Annotated in this window: 16 protein-coding genes; 9 read left to right on the top strand and 7 right to left on the bottom strand. The window is 39.5% G+C overall.

Annotated features, from left to right (window positions below; all coding sequences use genetic code 11):
- Nucleotides 1-9: 9 nt before the first annotated feature.
- On the bottom strand, nucleotides 10-627 hold the full coding sequence (gene smrB, locus ACZ1GV_RS09110) for an endonuclease SmrB (RefSeq protein WP_210562054.1): 618 nt from the start codon (nucleotides 625-627) through the stop codon (nucleotides 10-12).
- Between the two features lie 86 nt (nucleotides 628-713).
- Between smrB and prmB the strand changes: the two genes are divergently transcribed.
- Genes prmB through ACZ1GV_RS09085 form a run of 5 tightly spaced genes read left to right on the top strand, consistent with a single transcriptional unit; the run spans nucleotide 714 to nucleotide 4,861 of the window.
- Nucleotides 714-1,658: a 50S ribosomal protein L3 N(5)-glutamine methyltransferase gene (gene prmB / locus ACZ1GV_RS09105; protein ID WP_210562055.1), complete on the top strand. Its 945-nt coding sequence runs from the start codon at nucleotides 714-716 to the stop codon at nucleotides 1,656-1,658.
- 19 nt (nucleotides 1,659-1,677) lie between these two features.
- Complete coding sequence (gene aroC / locus ACZ1GV_RS09100) at nucleotides 1,678-2,772, top strand: chorismate synthase (RefSeq protein WP_472673884.1); 1,095 nt, start codon at nucleotides 1,678-1,680, stop codon at nucleotides 2,770-2,772.
- A gap of 24 nt (nucleotides 2,773-2,796) precedes the next feature.
- A complete protein-coding gene (locus ACZ1GV_RS09095) occupies nucleotides 2,797-3,447 on the top strand; it encodes an elongation factor P hydroxylase (protein WP_472673883.1) in 651 nt (216 codons plus the stop codon).
- Nucleotides 3,425-4,576 carry an ATP-NAD kinase family protein gene (locus tag ACZ1GV_RS09090; RefSeq protein WP_472673882.1) on the top strand — a complete coding sequence of 384 codons (1,152 nt, stop codon included), beginning with the start codon at nucleotides 3,425-3,427 and terminating at the stop codon, nucleotides 4,574-4,576. Before ACZ1GV_RS09095 ends, ACZ1GV_RS09090 begins: the two co-directional genes overlap by 23 nt.
- Nucleotides 4,577-4,861: a YfcL family protein gene (locus ACZ1GV_RS09085; protein WP_472673881.1), complete on the top strand. Its 285-nt coding sequence runs from the start codon at nucleotides 4,577-4,579 to the stop codon at nucleotides 4,859-4,861.
- Between the two features lie 150 nt (nucleotides 4,862-5,011).
- On the opposite strand, the gene ACZ1GV_RS09080 is transcribed toward ACZ1GV_RS09085, so the two are convergent.
- The 4 genes from ACZ1GV_RS09080 to nhaB all read right to left on the bottom strand — a co-directional run bounded on the left by ACZ1GV_RS09080 (nucleotide 5,012) and on the right by nhaB (nucleotide 13,531).
- A complete protein-coding gene (locus ACZ1GV_RS09080) occupies nucleotides 5,012-8,929 on the bottom strand; it encodes an EAL domain-containing protein (RefSeq protein WP_472673880.1) in 3,918 nt (1,305 codons plus the stop codon).
- A gap of 102 nt (nucleotides 8,930-9,031) precedes the next feature.
- Nucleotides 9,032-11,254, bottom strand: coding sequence for a S8 family peptidase (locus tag ACZ1GV_RS09075; protein ID WP_472673879.1), 2,223 nt, complete (start codon nucleotides 11,252-11,254; stop codon nucleotides 9,032-9,034).
- A 160-nt stretch (nucleotides 11,255-11,414) separates the two neighbouring features.
- Entirely contained in the window at nucleotides 11,415-11,945 is a 531-nt protein-coding gene (dsbB, locus tag ACZ1GV_RS09070; protein ID WP_472673878.1) for a disulfide bond formation protein DsbB, read from the bottom strand.
- A gap of 2 nt (nucleotides 11,946-11,947) precedes the next feature.
- Nucleotides 11,948-13,531 (bottom strand): sodium/proton antiporter NhaB, encoded by a 1,584-nt coding sequence (gene nhaB / locus ACZ1GV_RS09065; RefSeq protein WP_472673877.1) that lies wholly within the window; start codon nucleotides 13,529-13,531, stop codon nucleotides 11,948-11,950.
- A gap of 202 nt (nucleotides 13,532-13,733) precedes the next feature.
- On the opposite strand from nhaB, the gene fadR reads away from it, so the two are divergent.
- The 3 genes from fadR to ACZ1GV_RS09050 all read left to right on the top strand — a co-directional run bounded on the left by fadR (nucleotide 13,734) and on the right by ACZ1GV_RS09050 (nucleotide 17,099).
- Complete coding sequence (fadR, locus tag ACZ1GV_RS09060; RefSeq protein WP_472673876.1) at nucleotides 13,734-14,447, top strand: fatty acid metabolism transcriptional regulator FadR; 714 nt, start codon at nucleotides 13,734-13,736, stop codon at nucleotides 14,445-14,447.
- Nucleotides 14,448-14,591: 144 nt separating this feature from the next.
- Entirely contained in the window at nucleotides 14,592-14,879 is a 288-nt protein-coding gene (locus tag ACZ1GV_RS09055) for a DUF1289 domain-containing protein (RefSeq protein WP_472673875.1), read from the top strand.
- A 111-nt stretch (nucleotides 14,880-14,990) separates the two neighbouring features.
- Nucleotides 14,991-17,099, top strand: a complete 2,109-nt coding sequence (locus tag ACZ1GV_RS09050; protein WP_472673874.1) for a TonB-dependent receptor plug domain-containing protein — start codon at nucleotides 14,991-14,993, stop codon at nucleotides 17,097-17,099.
- A 118-nt stretch (nucleotides 17,100-17,217) separates the two neighbouring features.
- On the opposite strand, the gene ACZ1GV_RS09045 is transcribed toward ACZ1GV_RS09050, so the two are convergent.
- A complete protein-coding gene (locus tag ACZ1GV_RS09045; protein WP_472673873.1) occupies nucleotides 17,218-17,784 on the bottom strand; it encodes a YceI family protein in 567 nt (188 codons plus the stop codon).
- A gap of 40 nt (nucleotides 17,785-17,824) precedes the next feature.
- Nucleotides 17,825-18,397 carry a cytochrome b gene (locus ACZ1GV_RS09040; protein ID WP_472673872.1) on the bottom strand — a complete coding sequence of 191 codons (573 nt, stop codon included), beginning with the start codon at nucleotides 18,395-18,397 and terminating at the stop codon, nucleotides 17,825-17,827.
- 232 nt (nucleotides 18,398-18,629) lie between these two features.
- Here ACZ1GV_RS09040 and paeA point away from each other — a divergent pair, with 232 nt between their 5' ends.
- Complete coding sequence (gene paeA / locus ACZ1GV_RS09035; protein WP_472673871.1) at nucleotides 18,630-19,949, top strand: polyamine export protein PaeA; 1,320 nt, start codon at nucleotides 18,630-18,632, stop codon at nucleotides 19,947-19,949.
- The last annotated feature ends 91 nt before the right edge of the window (nucleotides 19,950-20,040 follow it).

The raw sequence follows: 20,040 nt of genomic DNA, 5'->3' as shown, positions 1-20,040 counted from the left end.
TGTTACCGATTATAAGTCTCGGCCTAATAAGTGCGTTAGCTCCTCGCCTAAATTTATAATAAGTACGATAGCGCCTTGTCCGCCCCACTCTAGTGGCGCTTGATGAAAGGCTAATATATCTGGGTGTTGCATTAAATAGTGCGGCACTTTTCTTTTTAAAACGCCACCGCTCACACCATGTACAATGCACGCACAAGGTATATGTTGTTTGATGCAATCTAATACTAGATCTGAGATGTCTTTTTGAGCTTGTAGTTTGGTATAGCCATGCAAATCAAGAATCAATTCCGGGACCACATCGCCACGTCTCAATACTTTAGTTAAATAGCTAGGAAACCCTTCACGGACAAAACTCAACGTTTGAGATTCATCAATAAATGGCTCGTATTCATCGGAAAACTCAAACCGTTGTGCAGACTTCGCTTGATCGCTCAAAGCAAATTTATCGATATCACTGTGATTTGACGGTTTATCTTGCGCACGCTTATTGGTATTGTGACGGAAATGAAGTTTATCTTGTTTAATTGGCTTAATTCCTTTCATTTCTGAAGCAAAATCGAACTCAGTATCGTCGGCCTTATTGTCCGTTTGCTCTAGTAAAGATTGAAAAGTTGATTTTTTTGACATGAAACTCATTTCCTAATGGCGCAGCCTTGGCCGTCTATTGTAAAATACAGAAATCTTAACGACTACTACTTATTAGGTTTAATTAAATGTCTGAACAACCAACGTTGTCTCTACTGGCTCAAGAAGCGATAGAAGAACTTTTAACAGCAAACGATATTTTACGCTGGGCGGTCAGTCGATTTAACGAGTCGGATGTCTATTACGGTCATGGTACAGATAACCCTTGGGATGAAGCCTTTTCTCTGTTGGCGTGGGGGTTAAACATCGGCCCAATGCTAAACAGTGAGGTATTATCATCACGACTAACAATAAGCGAAAGAAAGCGCATTATTGATGTCATTGTTGCTCGAATTGAATCTAAAAAGCCGGCGGCCTATTTAACCAATCAAGCCTATTTTGTCGACTTACCTTTTTATGTTGATGAAAACGTACTGGTACCTCGCTCGCCGATCGGTGAGCTTATTAAAGAACAATTTAAATCGGTTATCGATTTTACGCCAAATTCAATCTTAGATTTATGTACAGGCTCCGGTTGTATTGCAGTGGCTTGTGCATATGCTTTTGAAGAAGCCTATGTGGATGCTGCTGATATTAGTCCTGATGCACTTGCTATCGCAGATGAAAATATTCATCGCTTAGGCGTATCGGATAGAGTCGTCCCTTTATTGTCTGATGTTTTCTCCGGTTTAGGCGGTCAGCGATATGATCTAATTGTTTCAAATCCACCGTATGTGGATGCAGAAGACATTGGCGATATGCCGGAAGAGTTTCATCATGAACCAGAAATCGGTTTAGGTAGTGGCCCAGATGGGCTAGATTTGACGCGAATCATCCTAAAAGAAGCGTCACAATATCTTACCGAACAAGGCGTTTTAATTGTTGAAGTTGGAAACTCCATGATTCATTTAGTTGAGTTATTGCCAACAGTTCCATTTAACTGGATAGAGTTTAAAAATGGCGGTTTGGGTGTGTTCTCAATTACTAAGTCTCAGCTTGATGAATATCAAGAAGTGATTAATTCTACTCTTTAAGTAAAGGATACAAAAAGCAATGGCAGGCAATACGATAGGCGATGTATTTAGAGTAACAACTTTTGGTGAAAGTCATGGCGCAGGTCTTGGCTGCATAATAGATGGTTGTCCTCCAGGCCTAGAAATAGATGAAGCCTTAATCCAAATCGAATTGGACAAGCGCAAGCCTGGCACTTCGCGATTTACAACACAACGTCGTGAGGCAGATGAAGTTAAGATTTTAAGTGGCGTATTTGAAGGGAAAACCACGGGCACACCGATAGGTTTGATAATAGAAAATACAGACCAGCGTTCAAAAGATTACTCAGAAATAAAAGATAAGTTTCGACCAGGCCATGCTGATTATACGTATCTGCATAAACATGGAATTCGAGACTACAGAGGTGGTGGTCGTTCATCTGCACGTGAAACGGCGATGAGAGTTGCAGCCGGGGCGATTGCACAGGCTTGGTTAAAGTCTAAAGGCATTACGATTGTTGGTTATATGTCACAATTGGGACCGATTGCCATTGAATCGGTAGACGAACGTGAAATTCGCAATAATGACTTTTTCTGCCCAGATATTACTACGGTTCCAAAGTGGGACCAGTATATGAGAGATTTGAAAAAAGCCGGTGATTCTGTTGGCGCCAAAATTACTGTGGTCGCTTCTGGTATGCCAGTTGGACTCGGTGAGCCTGTTTTTGATCGATTAGACGCCGATGTAGCTAAGTCATTAATGAGCATTAACGCCGTAAAAGGGGTTGAGATTGGTGACGGTTTTGCAGTTGTGTCACAAAAGGGCTCGGAGCATAGAGATGAGCTAACACCAAATGGCTTTTCAGCAAACCATAGTGGCGGTGTTTTAGGTGGTATTTCTACAGGGCAAGACTTAGTTGCACACATAGCGCTTAAACCAACATCAAGCATTAGTGTTCCAGGTAAAACTATTGATATTCACGGCCAGTCACAAGACGTAATTACAAAAGGTCGCCATGATCCTTGTGTTGGTATTAGAGCTGTACCCATCGCTGAAGCAATGTTAGCACTTACTATAATGGATCATTTCTTAAGAAATAGGGCGCAGAATTCAGATGTAGTGGTTTCTACGCCAGTTATACCAGCGTCTTACTAACTGCTGTTTATGTTGTAGTTAACGATGAGTGATCAAGTAATAAATAGTCAAAAAGAGAGTCAGTCAAGGCACCAGATAAGAGATATTATTCGCTTGTTTGATGAATGCTTTTCAGAGACGTTTAATACGAGGCTAATCAAAGGCGCAGATGAGCCAATTTACTTACCTGCAAATCAGGGTGACGATCAAATCGTTGCCCAACCTTATGCTCAAGTGGTGTTCGCTCACGGCTTTTATGCAAGCGCTTTGCATGAAATAGCACATTGGTGCTTGGCGGGCGAACAACGTAGAACCTTAATCGATTATGGTTATTGGTATTGCCCAGATGGGCGAACATCTGAACAACAAGCAAAATTTCAATCGGTTGAAATTAAACCGCAAGCCATTGAGTGGGCTCTATCAGCTTCTGCTGGTTTTCCGTTTCAAGTGAGCTGCGATAACTTGGCGGGCGACGAATTAGGGCGGCAGCCAGATCGACATGCATTCCAACTCGATATTGTTGAGCAACTGAAAATCTATTTTCAAAATGGCTTTCCTTCGCGCGCTCAATTATTTATGAAGGTTCTTGCACAGTATTACAAAAGACCAGCCATTACCGACATAAAGCAGATTACCTATCAATTTGAACAACAAAATAGTAGTAGAGAAGATAATGACAAACAAACTGCAGCGTAAGTTTCGCTTGGGTCTCATTGTCAATCCGCTAGCTGGCCTTGGAGGCACGGTTGGCTTGAAGGGGTCTGACGGGCCAGAAACCGCGGAGTTAGCATTGCAAAAGGGGGCAAAACCCCTAGCGAACGAGCGAATTAAAATAGCACTTAATGAAGTAAGTGATTACTACCAAAATCTAGAAGTGTTCACCGTTTCTGGTGATATGGGCGAAAGCACGTGTCACGCACTCGGCATACCATATCAAATTGTTTATTCTCCAACCTTAAATCAACATGGTACTACTAGTTTTGAGGACACAGAGTCTGCATCTCGAATAATGTCTGATCTAAATCTTGACTTGATATTGTTTGCTGGTGGAGATGGAACCGCGCGTAATATATGCGCATCTGTCGATAAAACCACTGTTTTAGGCGTCCCTGCAGGCTGTAAGATTCATTCAGGTGTATATGCAATAACACCTAAAGCTGCGGGTCGAATTGTAAAAATGCTAGTGGCTGGTGAGTTAGTGTCCTTGACGGATGCCGATGTTATGGATATTGATGAGACGCTATTTAGACAAGGCATCGTAAAAGCAAAACGCTATGGAGAGTTACAAATTCCTGCTGAGTTGCGTTATGTGCAGAATGTCAAAATGGGTGGAAAAGAAAGCGACGAATTAGTGCTTCAAGATATAGCGGCTCACGTTATCGAAGAAATGGAAGAAGACGAGCTGTATGTGATGGGCTCAGGCAGTACCGTTGCTTTTATTATGGAGGAGCTAGGTTGCGACAATACCTTGCTTGGCGTTGACGTTCTGCTAGATCAACAAGTTATAGCATCTGATGCAACGGCCGCGCAATTGCTCGATATAGTGGCTGGAAAGCGCGCTAAGCTCGTTATTACGTTAATAGGTGGCCAAGGTCATATTTTCGGTCGCGGTAATCAGCAGTTGTCTCCACAGCTAATTAAAGAAATAGGCCGGGACAATATTATTGTTGTGGCAACTAAGACAAAATTACAAGCACTACAAGGTCGTCCACTCATTGCTGATACCGGTGATGTTGAGTTGGATAAAATGTTATCGGGGCCAATTGCAGTTGTAACTGGCTACCATGATCAAGTTATTTACCCAGTCGGCTACGAGGAGTTATAGATGGTTGATTTAGAAGCATTGAGTGATAAGGCTCAAGAATATTTTGATGGTTATGTAGCAGAAGGTACTGATGATCAATTGTTTGCAAGTGGTTATTTAAGAGGGCATGTTGATTTAGTTATTGGCACCGCTATTGTTAAACAAGAAACGCTAACTCTAGACTCATTGGTTGATGATGTAGAGAAAAGTGTAAACAAAGCAATTAAGAACGGTGAGTTAGAGCAAAATGATGTTGTGACGGTTAATGACATGTTAAACCGTTTGATTAAATATTTAGCCGGATAAGGTTAGATATAGGCATGCTTGGGTCACTGCAGTATGCCAACTAGGGCTACTCTAAAGCGACAAGTGAATAGCAAAAAAGGGCGATAAGCCCTTTTTTAATGTCTCACATATAATCAGCACTAGCTTATATGGTAATTAGTAGCTACTGAGTTAACCAATGAGGTCTAATTTCCAGGTACTTTTATCAACAAACTCTTCGCTCACAAATTTCATAAAGTCAGCATGTGGAAGAGGGCGACTGAAGAAGTAGCCTTGGATATATTGACAGCCGTAGCTATCAATAATTCGTAATTGCTCCAATGTTTCGACGCCTTCAGCAACTACATTTAACTGCATTGTTTCAGCAAGCAGCATAATCGCTTTTACAATAGCGGCATCATTTTCATTGGTATCAATATCAATAATAAAGGAACGATCGATTTTGAGTGTATCAATTGGGAATTTCTTCAAATAACTTAGCGATGAATAACCTGTTCCAAAATCATCAACGGCGATTCGAATGCCCATGTCTTTAAACATCTGTAAACGACCTATGTTGTCTTCTACATCGGACATGACGGCGCTTTCAGTTAACTCCAACTCAAGTAAGTGTTTTGGTAACTCACTTAATTCTAAAGCGTTTTTCACGTTATCAACTAAGTTGGTTTGTTTAAACTGAATACTAGATACATTGACCGACACGCGAATATCATGTCCTGCGTCACGCCATTCTTTTGCTTGCATACACGCTTGCTGAAGGATCCAGTCTCCTAGTTCAACAATTATTCCAGACTCTTCGGCAATAGGAATAAAGTCAGCGGGTGATACAAAGCCTAACTCAGGGTGAATCCAACGAAGTAGCGCCTCGGCCTTGGTGATTTGGTTGGTCTTTAAATCTACTTGTGGCTGATAGTAAAGCTCAAACTCTTGGTTTTTTAGTGCTGAACGTAGGTACTCTTCAAGTTGCAGTCGCTCCATTGCTCTATCATTGAGAGAGTTAGAATAGTATTTGAAGGTTCTGCGTCCGTCTTCTTTGGCTTGGTACATTGCGACGTCAGCATGCTTCATCAGTTCTTGAACCGTGCTTCCATTTTCCGGGTACATGGCAATACCAATACTAGGCGTCACTGAAACCTCGTAGCCATCTACCGTAATTGGTTTAGAAATACTTTCAATAATGCGTTGAGTAACATTGGTTGTTTCTTCTGGGCTGTCTAAATGACTCAGGAAGACGGTAAATTCATCACCGCCCAATCGAGCTATTTCATTTTTAAATGACTTTACATCGTAGTTTCGGCCGACAAAGTCACTGTTCCTAACGCTTTGGCGTAACCGTTCAGCAACTTGCATTAATACTTTGTCACCAAAATTGTGACCTAAAGTATCGTTTATTCGTTTAAATCGGTCTAAGTCGATAAACATTACGCCAGCATTATAATTGCCGCGCTTAGCTAAAGATAAAAAGCGTTCCATACTCTCATAGAAACTTTGACGATTAGGCAGTCCAGTCAAGCTGTCAAAATAAGCGAGTTTATGCAGTTTTTTCTCATTAGCGATTTGTTGTTGGATTTTAATCTGCTGCTGTCTAACAAGTATTAAAAATAAAATACTGGCGGCAATGAAATAGAATAAATAAGCGTACCATGTGCGCCATAAAGGAGGCATAACTCGAATTGGAATAGCGAGTTCGTCACTCCAAACCCCACCGTTGTTACTACCCTTTACTTTAAGCGTATAAAAACCATCTGGCAGCGATGAAAATGATACGTGGTTGCTGGTCCCAAGGTCGGACCAAATTTCGCTTAAGCCTTCCATTTTGTATTTATAACGGTTTAGCTCTGGCTTTGTGTAGTCTAATGCTGCAAATTCAAAATCGATTACAGTTTCATCGTAATCTAAAACTAAAGTACCATTCTTATTAAAGAGTTGGTGTATTGGGGTTTCATTATTTGATTGGCTAAATTTAGTAAGCCTAATAGGGGGCTTGTACGTGTTTAACGAAACTTCACTTGGTATAAAGGTGTTAAAGCCATTTGGTCCGCCAAAAAACATGCGGCCTGATTTTGATTTAAAAAATGAGCCACTGTGGAAGTCATTGCCTTGTAAACCATGACTGGTGTTGAAATTGACCGAAAAGAGGTTAACCGGATTTAAACGACTGAGCCCTTTAGAATGGCTAATCCAAATTAAACCGTTTTCGTCTTCTAGCACACCATAGGTGAAGCTGCTGGCTAAACCTTGGTCTGTGCCAATATGCAAAAAGTCGACAATACCTTGCTCAAGTTTTGCCTTGTCCAGTCTCGCTACACCCGCATCTTTAGTCGCCATCCATAGGTAGTCTTTAGTATCTAACAAGCCTAGAATCGAATTGGATTTTATTGTATTTGGATTGTTTTTATCAATTTTGAAGACTTCAACTTCACCAGTCGCCAAGTTTATTTTGTTTAGTCCGTCACCGAGCGTACCAGCCCAGATATTTCCTTTTTCATCTTGTGTTACGTCTATAATATAATTCGAAGACAGGCCGTCGGAAGCAGTAACTTTAGAAAGGTTCATTTCAGAATCGAAAATATTCAGGCCCCCACCATAAGTAGATACCACAGTCGATCTTTCTTTGGTTTCTATTATTTTGGATATTGCATTTGAGGATAGTGCGTTTTCAGTATTAGAACTATTTTCAATGTTGTATTGAGCTAATTGCCCGTTCTCTAAATTTTTGACATAAACACCAGCGTCCATTGTGCCAATCCACAACCGGTTGGAAGATGAAACATTTAAACTTGGCACAGCAATCGGCTGTTTTGGTCCTAGTTCATCAGAAAGCGAAAAATGAGTGAGCGAATTAGATACTTTTTCATATTTACTTATTCCCCCCTCCAAACTACCAATATAAAAAGTATTATCGTCCGTTTCTGCAAACGATAAAATGTCATCACTTTCCATTAAAGGTGATGTGGCACTACTGATATGTTGGAAAGGTCTGCTAGACGCGTTCCAGTAGTTAACTCCTTTAATAGAACCTAACCAAATTACTCCCCCATCATCTTCAAATATTGAGCTAATCTGATTGCTTAATAAGCTTGTATTTCGATTGTTTTCTGCAATATATCGTGTGAAACTTTGAGACTGAGAATTAAACTTGCAAAGGCCATTTTGCGTAGCAAACCACGACGAACCGTTAGAGTCTTCCATGACATCATTTACCATATTGTCACAAAAAGAGTATGGGTTAGATTTATCTGGCTGGAAATGTCTCGTTTCTCTTGTATTTAAATTAACTAAAAGAACGCCGTGGTATTCTGTGCCAGCCCAAAGGTGATCGTCTTGTGTTACATGAAGTGTTCTTATGTCGTTTATTTGTGATTTAGAGCTAGACTCTATTGTTAACTGCTGGAACTTTAAATCGGAAAAGTTTTTGACGTTTATTCCCTCATCATAGGTTGCGACGTACATTGTTCCATGAGCATCGAAGGTTAAATCACTAATACGGTTAGATGATAGATTCGACTTTTCGTCAGAAGTATACTTCGTGAATGAATTTGAGCTCGGATTAAACTGAACTAAACCTGACTTTGACGTGCCAAACCAAATTGTTTTATCTGGACCCTCGGCGATTGTTACAAACTCTAATCCTTTAATGTAATTGTAGTCTTTATGCTCCTCGAAGCTTAAAAACGTATTTTTTTCAGGTAAAAATAAACTCAAGCCTCCATCACGTCCAATCCATAGTCTTTCCTCTGAATCTCTAAATATAGTTCTGATGAGGTTACTATTGAGCTTTAGTTTTTCGCCAATTTTAAATTTAAAGTGTTGAGCGACTCTACCATCATATTTGATTAAACCGTCATTTGTACCAATCCAAATAAAGCCAAGTTTATCTTGAGCAATGTCATTGACTGTATTATTCGATAGAAGGTTATTGGAATCTAGAGATGAGAATATAATTGTGGATTGGAGAAACGTTTTTGGCTCGCTTTGGTTGATACTCGAAATATTCTTCTCTGATGCTTGAGAAGCGAAGTTTGTTAATACTGAGACTAATGCAATAGAAAATGTACAGATAGTTCTAAAAAACTTTGGAAAACTCATAACGACCAAAAAAAAGTGAGAAGTTGTTAGTTTATATCATGTAAAAACTAATATGTCACATGACAAAAAAAGGCCCCTCAATTCATGAGGAGCCTTTTATTTTTATTCTTGATTTACCCAATTCGTAGTCACTTTCTTATGAGGTAAGTCTTTACTAGAGCCACCCGGAGGCCAAATAATAGCATTTGTTTTTAAATCTTTACTAGACCCACCCGGAGGCCAAATAATAGCATTTGTCTTCAAGTCTTTACTAGACCCTCCTGGAGGCCAAATAATAGCATTTGTCTTCAAATCTTTGCTAGACCCACCTGGAGGCCAAATAATAGCATTTGTCTTTAAATCTTTGCTAGACCCACCTGGAGGCCAAATAATAGCACTCGTTTTTAAATCTTTGCTAGACCCACCTGGAGGCCAAATAATAGCATTTGATGTAGATTCCTTTTTCTTCGGGTGTGGCAAGTCTTTACTTGATCCTCCTGGAGGCCAAATAATCGCTTGAGTTGTTAGTGCATCTTCAGCAGTACCATCCCATTCGAATCCATCGTTTTCTAAAACATAGTATTCTTCAGTTTCAGGGTTCCAGCGTGCTGGACCAGAGTAAAACTCTTCTGCTTGAAGCGATTTCTTGATGTCCATACCCGTATTAGCACAGCCAGAAGCTTGGCTCATTACTGCCTCATAGGCATCAACCATACCTGCGCCTTGACGGAAAATACTAAAACCTAAATCGCCTTCTTTTGTTTGTGCCATACGAGCGGTGTCAATTAAACGACACTTAACATCATCAGGTGAAAGGTTTGGTTGGTCTTGCAACATAAGCGCAACAATACCAGAAGTCACTGCCGTCGCTTGAGACGTGCCAGATAATAGGAAGTAACCATTGTTGTCGTCGTAAACGCTATAGTTTTTGAATAACGATGATTTTTCAGACATTAAGCCTTGTAGGTGCGCGCCAGGAGCAACTAGTTCAGGCTTGATAAAGCCAGCGTGAGTAGGACCTGAGCTTGAGAAGCTAGCAACAAAATCATCTTCAAAATTAAAAGGCGTGTAATTATCAGAAGTTGCACCGACAGTAATTAAATATGGGTTGTTACCCGGAACACCAACTGTCATGCCGTTAGGGCCTGTGTTGCCAGCAGAAGTAATAACTGTAATACCGGCATCCCATGCAGCCATTAAAGCAACGTTAATAGGATCGTAGAAATACAAGGATTGAACTTCAGAACCAAAAGATAAGTTTAAAACTTTAATATTTAGGCGATCTTTATTTTCGATAACATAAATAATGGCAGATAAAATATCTGAATATGTAGAGTCACCGTTTTTATCAAATGCTTTGATAGAAATAAGGTCAACATCTGGAGCGATACCGTTGAAAGAGTTAGTAGGTTGACCATCTTCAGTGTAAGTTACTTCGCTATTTGCGATAAGGCTTGTTACGTGAGTACCGTGACCAAACTTGTCTTTTTTACCACCAACCAGTGATAAACGGTGGATTTCACGTTTTTCGCCAAATGAATTGTATTCAAGTTGTTCAAAATTAGCTAAGCCAGAGTCTATTACAGCAACACCGACGCCGCGACCAGTAATACCCATTTCGTGTAGCTCATTTGCACGTACTTGAGTCGGGAAGTAGGTATCACGCTGTTCATTGCGAGTAATATTTTGCTTAACCGAGTCTAGTTCAACAACAGAGCCATCAGATAAGTTTAAAGCGATGTAATAATCTGAGTCTGAAACACTTGATAGAGAATCAAACTTCATGGCCAGTTTTACTTTACTACCACTTTGAACAGAAACTAAATTATCGAAATAGTGAGTGTAAGAATTGCCGTCTACATTTTTAACTAGCTTTTCACCGTTAACTTTTAAGTTTTTTAACGCACCGTTTGCGGCAGGCCAGTTAATAGTGATGCTTTCTAGTTCTGCATCTTCACTAGTTTTATTTTTTGCTGTCCAAACCACTTTACTCTGTTTTGCTTTAAAACGAAGAGGCTTTTTGTTATGCCATTCTTCCGATTTACCATCAAGCTTTACTTTAGCGTCTGAGAAAAGACGAATTAGTGGATTGTTCTTTTTAATTGCTGAAACTTGATCGTCTGTCAGCATGGCAGAAATTGCCGGTATTACGGCAAAGTCATGTACAACTTCACCACCAATTTCATTTACTAATGAAATCATTGAACCTTTGCTAGCACCCTGCAAAATATATGCTTGGTGTGATTGGTAGCTTTTCATTCCAGTCAGAGTTAATACGACTGCAACAAGACCTACAACAGCAAACGACAAAGTCCATTTTTTATTGCTCAATCTTGGTAAAAACATAATGCTTAAAACCTTTTATTATTATTATGAAACAAATAAAAAGCAGTTTTTGTGCCAAAGTTTGCCTGTTTAAATAAAAATATTATTTTTGGTGGGGAGCGCTGGAAGCTCACGTTTTCAGGAGTCTCCAGCTATTTATGATGGGAAAAAAGAACCGAGTTTATAATGACTTATTTTTGACAAGGCGAACAAAGAGGAAAAATATTGCCGTCAAAACGTAAATGCTAAAGGTGATCACCATCCATTGCGGCATCGATAACGACAAAAACACCCAGTCGATATCACCGCAGGTGCCTCGTGGTTCAAATACGTTTGGAAACCATTGGTGTAACTGAAGCCAACTTGGGAAATTTGGATATATGTCACAGGTCATAAGCAACATAAAGTTGTCTGGATTTTGCATTCGAACGTGTTCAATCGCTAGCTTTAGGCCCCACACAGATGCAACAATCCATGCTAAAAAACTCACCGCACGCAATAGTATTACATCAGGGCGAATTAACGCAGGAATAGCCGCAATTAATACACCTAATACCGCGACGCGTTGATAAACACACATAATACATGGTTCTAAGCCCATGCCGTATTGGAAATATAAAGCGGTTAACTCTAATACGAGAGCACTAAGCGCCAATATAAACCAAGGCCAGCGCGAAGCTGGCCAAGTGGAAAGGTTATTTACTACCGACATTATTAGTGTCCAGCAGAACTCGGCTCACCAAGGCCCACATGATGTTCAATCCAGTGGTTTTGGTACAGCCATTCGGTTGCTTCATATAAGCCGTAATAGGTAGCCAATATACCAACTACCGACAGTACAATTGTATAAGGTATTGCCATGAATACCATGCGACCGTAAGACAATCTAATTAATGGCGCTAATGCAGATGTTAGTAGGAACAAGAATGCGGCTTGACCATTTGGTGTCGCAACAGAAGGTAAGTTTGTACCTGTATTAATTGCCACGGCTAGCATGTCAAACTCATCACGAGTAATGATGCCTTTTTTAAGCGCCGCAGCTACTTCATTAATATAAACAGTACCAACAAACACGTTATCACTGACCATAGATAATAAGCCGTTGGCTATGAAAAACATGACTAATTTAGTTTTGCCCTCAAAGGTGAGTACCCATGAGATTACTGGAGCAAACAAGCCTTGGTCGATAATTACCGCGACAACGGCAAAAAACACACACAGTAACGAGGTAAATGGCAATGCTTCTTCGAACGCTTTACCAATTTGATGTTCGTCTGTGATACCAGCTGCTGATGTTGCTAAAATGATAATTGTTAAACCTATTAAACCAACTTCAGCTAAGTGAAGGGCTAATCCAACAATAAGCCAGATCGCGATCACAACTTGTGCCGCAAGCTTAACTTTGTCACGTTTTGTCATTTTTGCGTCACTGTCAGCGTCGTAATCCATAAGAATTAAGCGAACAGGTTCTGGTAGTTTCGCACCGTAGCCAAAGATCTTGAACTTTTCGACTAAATAGGTAGTTAACAAGCCTGCAATAAGAGTAGGAATAGTAATTGGCGCCATTCTTAGTGCAAACTCTACAAATTGCCATCCAGCGCGTTCAGCAATTACTAAGTTTTGTGGTTCACCAACCATGGTACAAACGCCACCTAAAGCTGTACCAACACCAGCGTGCATCATGATGTTTCGCATGAAAGCTCGAAACTCTTCTAAATCAGAACGCTTTAAGTTGTCTAAATGGTCGTCCGAAGTATGGTCGTGTTCAATATGATTAAACTGTTTTCCCGATGCGACCTTGTGGTAAATCATGTAGAAGCCAGTAACAACGGTAATGATTACGGCTACAACGGTAAGTGCGTCTAGAAAAGCCGATAAAAAAGCGGCTGCAAAGGTGAAAGATAAGGAGAGGGCGATTTTAGATTTAACTCTAAGTAACATCTTTGTGAAAGAATACATCAGTAAGTCTTTCATAAAGTATATGCCGGCAACCATGAAGATAAGAAGCAATAGTACGCTTATGTTCGCCGATATCTCCTGCTGAACATGACCCGGACTGGTCATTCCGATGGCAACAGCCTCTATAACTAGTAGTCCACCAGGTTGAAGTGGGTAGCACTTTAAAGCCATAGCCAATGTAAAGATAAACTCTATAACTAGCGCCCAGCCAGCTACGTAAGGGTCTATCATGAATATAATAGGGTTGATTATCAAACAAGCAATAATTGCTAGCTTGTACCATTCAGGAGAGTTTCCTAAAAAGTTTTGATAAAAAGCACTCAGAGAACTTTGCTGCATACTTTCCTAGCCTTCCTTCTGATTATTAAGGTTTTTCACTTTTAGTATCATAGCAATGTACTAAAAATAAAATTGAATTGATAACTAATTTAGTGCTTTTTAACGGTTTTTGTTAGTTTTGAACACTAAAAATTGATTTGTTGTGCAATTTAAAGCATCTGGTACAATCAGTTTTTTACTAAAACCAGATACGAATATTTACATGAAAATAATAAAAGCGCAGAGCCCAGCGGGATTTGCCGAAGAATATATTGTAGACTCTATTTGGAATGATCGCTTCCCTCCAGGTTCAATTTTACCCGCGGAACGCGAGCTTTCTGAGCTTATTGGCGTTACTCGCACAACTCTTCGAGAAGTTCTTCAGCGATTAGCTCGTGATGGATGGCTTACGATACAGCACGGTAAACCGACTCGGGTAAATAACTATTGGGACACCTGTGGCGTTAACATTTTATCCACCCTTGCAAAATTGGATATCGACGGTGCAGTGGACTTAATTGATCAGCTACTATCAGCACGTACAAATTTAAGCGCAATTTACATTCGTGGTGCGATTAAAAATAACCCACAGAGAGTCATTGAATTAGCACAAGAAGCATTAGCTGTGTCTGACGACCCTCAACAGTTTGCTGACTTTGACTATCGACTAAACCATGAATTAGCGCATGCTTCAGGCAACGCAATTTATGTATTAGTACTGAATGGCTTTAAAGGCTTTTGGGAAAAGATTGCAGGTCATTACTTCTCAAATGATGAAGCTCGACAGTTAGCAAGAGACTATTACGCGGATTTAGAAAAATTTGCGAGTGCTGAAAAGCACGACGAATCAATTTACATGATACGAAAGTACGGTATTGATTCGGGAAAAATATGGACTCAAATGCGCGATGCGTTCCCAACCGATTTAATTGAATAAATCAAATATAATATAATGGCCTTGCAAACGCAGGGCTTTTTTTTGCTTTGTTAAAACCTAACGTATAAACAGTTAGTTATTACTATTTATCCTCAAAACACAGCGATTGTTGCATAAAAATAATCCGTCACTTAAACTCAAGTAATGCCTCAGTTAGAACTATTTCAAATTCCCAGCCCATGTATTGGACTCTGTCAAAACGGACCCAATGGTTATTGTTATGGTTGTTTTAGAAGTCGAGATGAGCGTTTTGGCTGGACCAAGTTAGGAGATGAGCACAAACGCCATGTCATCAAGCTCTGTCAGATGAGAAAGCGTCGTTGGTTAGCCAAAAAACTTGAGCTTAAGCAAATTAATAACTTGGAAGAACAGGGTGTTGTTAATCCTGAAAATGAGCCGACGTTGGATTTGTTTTCCGAACATAAAAAATAGTGTTCGTATCTTACATAAAATTTAATGTTAGGCGTTTCCAAATAAAATAAACTATTAATTAAGTTACTACGTAATTCAGCTAGTTAAGCTTTTTTTGGAAAGGACATCTTCGTGAACTCACGCTTTATTTTATCATTTATCACCCTATCGATACTTTATTCTTTTAATGCGAAAGCATTACCAACTAAAGACTTTGATGGTCTAAACGAGGAACCTACCGAATCAGCAAAAAACACAAAGATTGAAAAAATTCGAGTGGTTGGTTCCAAAGATGCTGGATTAGAACTCAGCTCAGATAAAATTTTAAAAGTACCAGGTGCTGGTAACGATCCTATTCGAGCAATAGAAAGCCTTCCTGGTATTGTTTTAGCAAGAGGTTTTGCGCCAGCAGTCAGAGGTAGTTCACCGGAAGACATGTACTATCAATCTGACGACGTACCTGTGGGCAACGTATTCCATATTGATAGCTTTAGCACATTTCATCCCAACTTAATCCGTAGCTTTGAATTAAAAACAGGCGCTTGGGAACCAGAATTTAATGATGCCATTGGTGGTGTTATAGATACTCGCCTTAAAGATCCTGAGATTGTTGACCCAACTGCGATATTCGATATTAGCTTTTTAAGAACAGGCCTATTGTTCGAGTCGAAAATTAATGAAAGTTCGGCATTTTATTTTGCAATGCGACAGAGCCTTGTTCATTTATATATTGAAAAAGTGCTTGATGACGAGGAGCAGTTTGAGTTTGACCAAGCGCCAATTAATAACGACTACCAATTCAAATACGTTAACTATATAGACGACAATAACAAACTAACGGTGCAGGCAACCGGTTCAAACGATGAAGTTGCGTTATTGTTTGATGATGATGCCGATGAAGTACTACAGAACCCTGATTTAAAAGGGGGCATTGGTGTAGACCAGTACTACCACAATCAGAGTGTAATATGGACAAACTACAGTAGTTTTGGTGAAACAAAAACAATTGTTAACCGTTTAGAGCGCAGTGGCGACATTGTTATTGGTAGGTTGTTAGATTTAGATGCTACTACAACTGACTATATGTTTAAGGTTAAGAATAACCAAGACGTAGCCGATGGTGTTCTTTACAGCGGAATAGAAGTTAGAAGTCAAACAGTTGATTACTCGGTGACAGGTAAGCAGCAACCTTGTAATAACGAGTTTGAGGTCTGTCCGCCAAGTTATTATGCGGATACTGAATTTGAAAGTAGTGAAATTGACATTAATTTTTACAATCTATACGCAGATTACGATTGGGATATCAACAGTGATTGGTCTTCTCGATTAGGCGTTGCTTATTCCTACAATGACTACACAGAAGAAACATTTATTGAGCCTAGATTGACGTTACGATATCAATTAAATGATGAGTACAGATTAAAGCTAGCTGCAGGGCAACACCATCAATGGTTTAGACAATACAAATACTTGTCTGATACGTTTGGCGCCCCAGACTTAAAGTTAAGTCAGTCAAACCACTATGTGTTAGGTATCGAATACTTAGGTGAATCTGATTGGGCATGGCGACTTGAAACTTATTATAAAGATATGGACGAGTTAGTGGTAAGTAACCCTGATTTACAGGTAACGAGTCTAGGTGGTGTGCCAAATGGCAGTCAAGACAGCAACTACTTAAATGAAGGCGTCGGCGATGCCTATGGTGCAGAACTATTAGTAAACAAAGCGATATCAAATGACTGGTATGGCTGGTTGAGCATAGCGTACAGTAAAACCGAACGTGTTAATCAAATAACGGGCGAAGCGTTTAGTTACCAATATGACTTACCGTGGATTATTAATTTGGTTAGTAATTATGAAATTAATGAACGCTGGCAAATTGGTGGGCGTTGGCGTATGCAAAGCGGAAGCCTGTATACACCTATCGTTGGTGCGGATCCGGTTTACCCGCAAAGCGATAATGGACAACCAGACACAAGCCAACCACCGATCTTTTATGACCCGGTTGAAGCCGCTTTTAACTCAGACCGCCTAGAGTATTTTCATAGACTTGATATTCGTTTAGATTATGAGACCACATTGTGGGGAAAAGAAGCAAATATCTATTTTGAAGTATTGAACCTATACGGACAAAAAAGTGTGCGAGGATATGAATACAATGCCGATTACTCAGAAAGAGAAGAAGAATACCAATTTCCTGAGTCGCCAATACCGTCAATTGGCTTACAAGTAATATTTTAAAAACGAAAAGGCCACAATTTAAAGTGGCCTTTTTAATTAAAGATAAGCTTATTACTTATTACTTATTACTTATTACTTATTACTTATTACTTATTACTTATTGCTTATTACTTATTGCTTATTGCTTGATACCTTCAATGTGAAGTTCTAATTGAACGTCGCCAACCCAAGCGCTTTTAAAATCGTAGTCTGCAACGTTAATAGTGGTGTTGCCAGTAAATCCAGCTCTGTAACCACCCCATGGATCTTTACCTTCACCAATTTTAACTGCATCGATAACGATAGGTTTAGTAACGCCATGTAGGGTAAAGTCACCCTCTACTTTTAGTTTATTGTCTCCTAAATCAGTTATCTTCGTACTTACGAATTTTGACTCTGGAAATTTATCAACCGACAAAAAGTCAGCACTGCGCAAATGCTTATCGCGCTCAGCGTGATTACTATCAACGCTAGAAGGGTCAATGTTAATAACAATTTTGCTGGCATTAGGGTTGTTGGCGTCGTAATTAAACGTACCATCAAACTTATTAAAGCGACCTGTTAACCAGCTATAACCTAAGTGGCTTGCTTTAAAGTTAATAAATGCGTGGGCACCTTTGATATCTACCTTGTATTCAGCAGCTGTGGCTAGAGCACTTGCACCTAAAGCTACTACAGCAACTAGCGAAGTTAGAAGTTTATTCATGTTGTTTTCCTTTGTGACTATTAATTAAAGTTTATTGTATTTAAGAAACGTCATCTTTAGAGGTTTCTTGAGTTTTAAATGAAACCATTCTGATTAACGTTTTATCTTTGTTAATAAAGTGATGTTTCAATGCCGCTATAGCATGAAAAACCACTAAACCGATTAGGGAGTAAGCGAGTATTTCGTGAATATCACCTGCTACCTCTTCTTGTTGAGGGATAAATTCACCCAAACTAGGCACTTCAAAAAGCCAAAACCAGTCAATACCGCGACCATCTGCAGTGGATATAAGGTAGCCACTGATCATAATCGCAAACATCAACAGGTATAGGGCTAAATGAGCGACTTTAGCCATTTTGTTTTCAATTTTATTAGTCGACAGTGCTTTTGGACTTGGATTAACTAATTTCCAAATGACGCGGCATATCGTCAGAATAAGCAAAGTCAACCCAATGGATTTATGCAAATCTGGTGCGGTCCGATACCATTCACTGTAATAGTTTAAGTCCATCATCCAAAGGCCTAATCCAAACAAACCAAATACTATTATGGCGCTAAGCCAATGAAATATGATTTGAATTTTCCCGTAACCTTCTGTGGAATTTTTTAACATGGCCAAATATCCTTTCTATACAAGCTTTTAGTTTATATCTAGTTAGCTATAAGTAAACTGCTTTTAATAGGAGTAACCTTTCTTTTTTTTCGAAAGATTTTTTGTTTTTTTATTTTAAAGCAGGTGCGATAAATATATTGCTGTATAACTAATATTCAATAATAATTGCGCGCTTTTTAGTGAAGCAAAATGACGGTTAGCGTCCGCTAAACCAAAGAAATTGGAGAAAAACATGAATGACTTATTAGGCATCGCCATATTGATTTTATTTGGTGCTTTGTTTGCTATGTCAGAAATTTCAATCGCTGCTTCCCGCAAAATCAAATTAAAAGTTATGGCCGATGAAGGTAATGAAAAAGCCGCGGCGGTGATACGATTACAGGAACAGCCGGGTAGTTTTTTTGCCATGATCCAAATTGCTCTCAACGCGATTGCAATTTTAGGTGGCATAATTGGCGAACAGACCCTTACTCCATATACATCTGAGCTAGTTGCACTTATGTACACTGGGCCGCTAGCTGAACAAATTAGTTTCATATTGTCGTTTTTAGCTATTACGTCTTTATTCATTTTATTTGCTGATTTATTACCGAAACGTATCGCGATGATCATGCCAGAAGCTGTAGCTTCACGTATTGTTGGTTTAATGAATGGGATCACCTATGGACTGTCGCCGTTAGTGATGTTTTTTAACAGTATTACAAATCTCATTTTGCGCCTTTTTAGAATGCCAACAGTACGGGAAGATGTAGTTACAACAGAAGACATCGTTGCCATGATGGAAGCCGGCGCGGAACACGGCTCGTTGCAACAACAAGAGTATCAGTTGTTAGGAAACGTATTTGAATTAGAAGGGCGAACACTCTCTTCAGCAATGACGAAGCGTGATGCAATTATCTATTTCGATGTTAATGATGACAGCCAAGCAATAAGCGCAAAAATCTTAGATCATCCACACAATTATTTCTTGGTATGTGATGGCCACCTAGATCGAGTTGTTGGTTCAGTTGAGTCGAAACAGATATTGCGACAATTACTAAAAGGTGAATCAACTGACTTAAACCCCAGCATGATTCAAAAAGATTTGTTTTATTTACCTGAGACTTTGACTTTGTCTGAGGCATTAAACGAGTTTAAGTCCGCCGTGCAACCTTTTGCACTAGTGGTTAATGAGTATGCCATGGTTGTTGGACTAGTTACTTTAAAAGATCTGATGAGCAGCTTTATGGGTGACTTAGTCACGTTTCAAGGTGAAGAACAAATCGTGCAGAGGGATGCTTCTTCTTGGTTGGTTGATGGAGCGACGCCAATTGTTGATTTAATGAAGCTATTGAGTATTGATGAATTTCCTAATGATAGTCAATATGAAACACTCGCTGGGTTTTTGATCTATATGTTAAAGCGATTACCCAAACGAACTGACTATGTCATTTACCAAGGGTTTAAGTTTGAGGCTATTGATGTCAACGGCATTCGAGTCGAGCAACTTTTGGTCACACGTTTAAATGAACCGACAAATGTGACTGCTGATGATAAAAATATAGTTATCTAAAGTTTAATACCTAAAATTTAAGTCGAACAATCTAACCCGAACAACTTTGTCCATTTATTATTCAGCCAGTGCGTTATAACTCATACTGGCT

Source organism: Psychrosphaera sp. HA2-10, assembly GCF_055693745.1.
The sequence above is the reverse complement of the archived record's forward strand: the minus strand, read 5'-3'. Positions and strand labels throughout refer to the sequence as shown.

Bases quoted from the DNA above. Each gene is read 5' to 3' on its own strand.
- ACZ1GV_RS09045 (WP_472673873.1), bottom strand. From the start codon at position 17,784: ATGAATAAACTTCTAACTTCGCTAGTTGCTGTAGTAGCTTTAGGTGCA.
- ACZ1GV_RS09040 (WP_472673872.1), bottom strand. From the start codon at position 18,397: ATGTTAAAAAATTCCACAGAAGGTTACGGGAAAATTCAAATCATATTT.
- ACZ1GV_RS09090 (WP_472673882.1), top strand. From the start codon at position 3,425: ATGACAAACAAACTGCAGCGTAAGTTTCGCTTGGGTCTCATTGTCAAT.
- smrB (WP_210562054.1), bottom strand. From the start codon at position 627: ATGTCAAAAAAATCAACTTTTCAATCTTTACTAGAGCAAACGGACAAT.
- aroC (WP_472673884.1), top strand. From the start codon at position 1,678: ATGGCAGGCAATACGATAGGCGATGTATTTAGAGTAACAACTTTTGGT.
- ACZ1GV_RS09080 (WP_472673880.1), bottom strand. From the start codon at position 8,929: ATGAGTTTTCCAAAGTTTTTTAGAACTATCTGTACATTTTCTATTGCA.
- ACZ1GV_RS09095 (WP_472673883.1), top strand. From the start codon at position 2,797: ATGAGTGATCAAGTAATAAATAGTCAAAAAGAGAGTCAGTCAAGGCAC.
- dsbB (WP_472673878.1), bottom strand. From the start codon at position 11,945: ATGTCGGTAGTAAATAACCTTTCCACTTGGCCAGCTTCGCGCTGGCCT.
- ACZ1GV_RS09055 (WP_472673875.1), top strand. From the start codon at position 14,592: ATGCCTCAGTTAGAACTATTTCAAATTCCCAGCCCATGTATTGGACTC.
- ACZ1GV_RS09085 (WP_472673881.1), top strand. From the start codon at position 4,577: ATGGTTGATTTAGAAGCATTGAGTGATAAGGCTCAAGAATATTTTGAT.
- ACZ1GV_RS09075 (WP_472673879.1), bottom strand. From the start codon at position 11,254: ATGTTTTTACCAAGATTGAGCAATAAAAAATGGACTTTGTCGTTTGCT.
- prmB (WP_210562055.1), top strand. From the start codon at position 714: ATGTCTGAACAACCAACGTTGTCTCTACTGGCTCAAGAAGCGATAGAA.
- paeA (WP_472673871.1), top strand. From the start codon at position 18,630: ATGAATGACTTATTAGGCATCGCCATATTGATTTTATTTGGTGCTTTG.
- fadR (WP_472673876.1), top strand. From the start codon at position 13,734: ATGAAAATAATAAAAGCGCAGAGCCCAGCGGGATTTGCCGAAGAATAT.
- nhaB (WP_472673877.1), bottom strand. From the start codon at position 13,531: ATGCAGCAAAGTTCTCTGAGTGCTTTTTATCAAAACTTTTTAGGAAAC.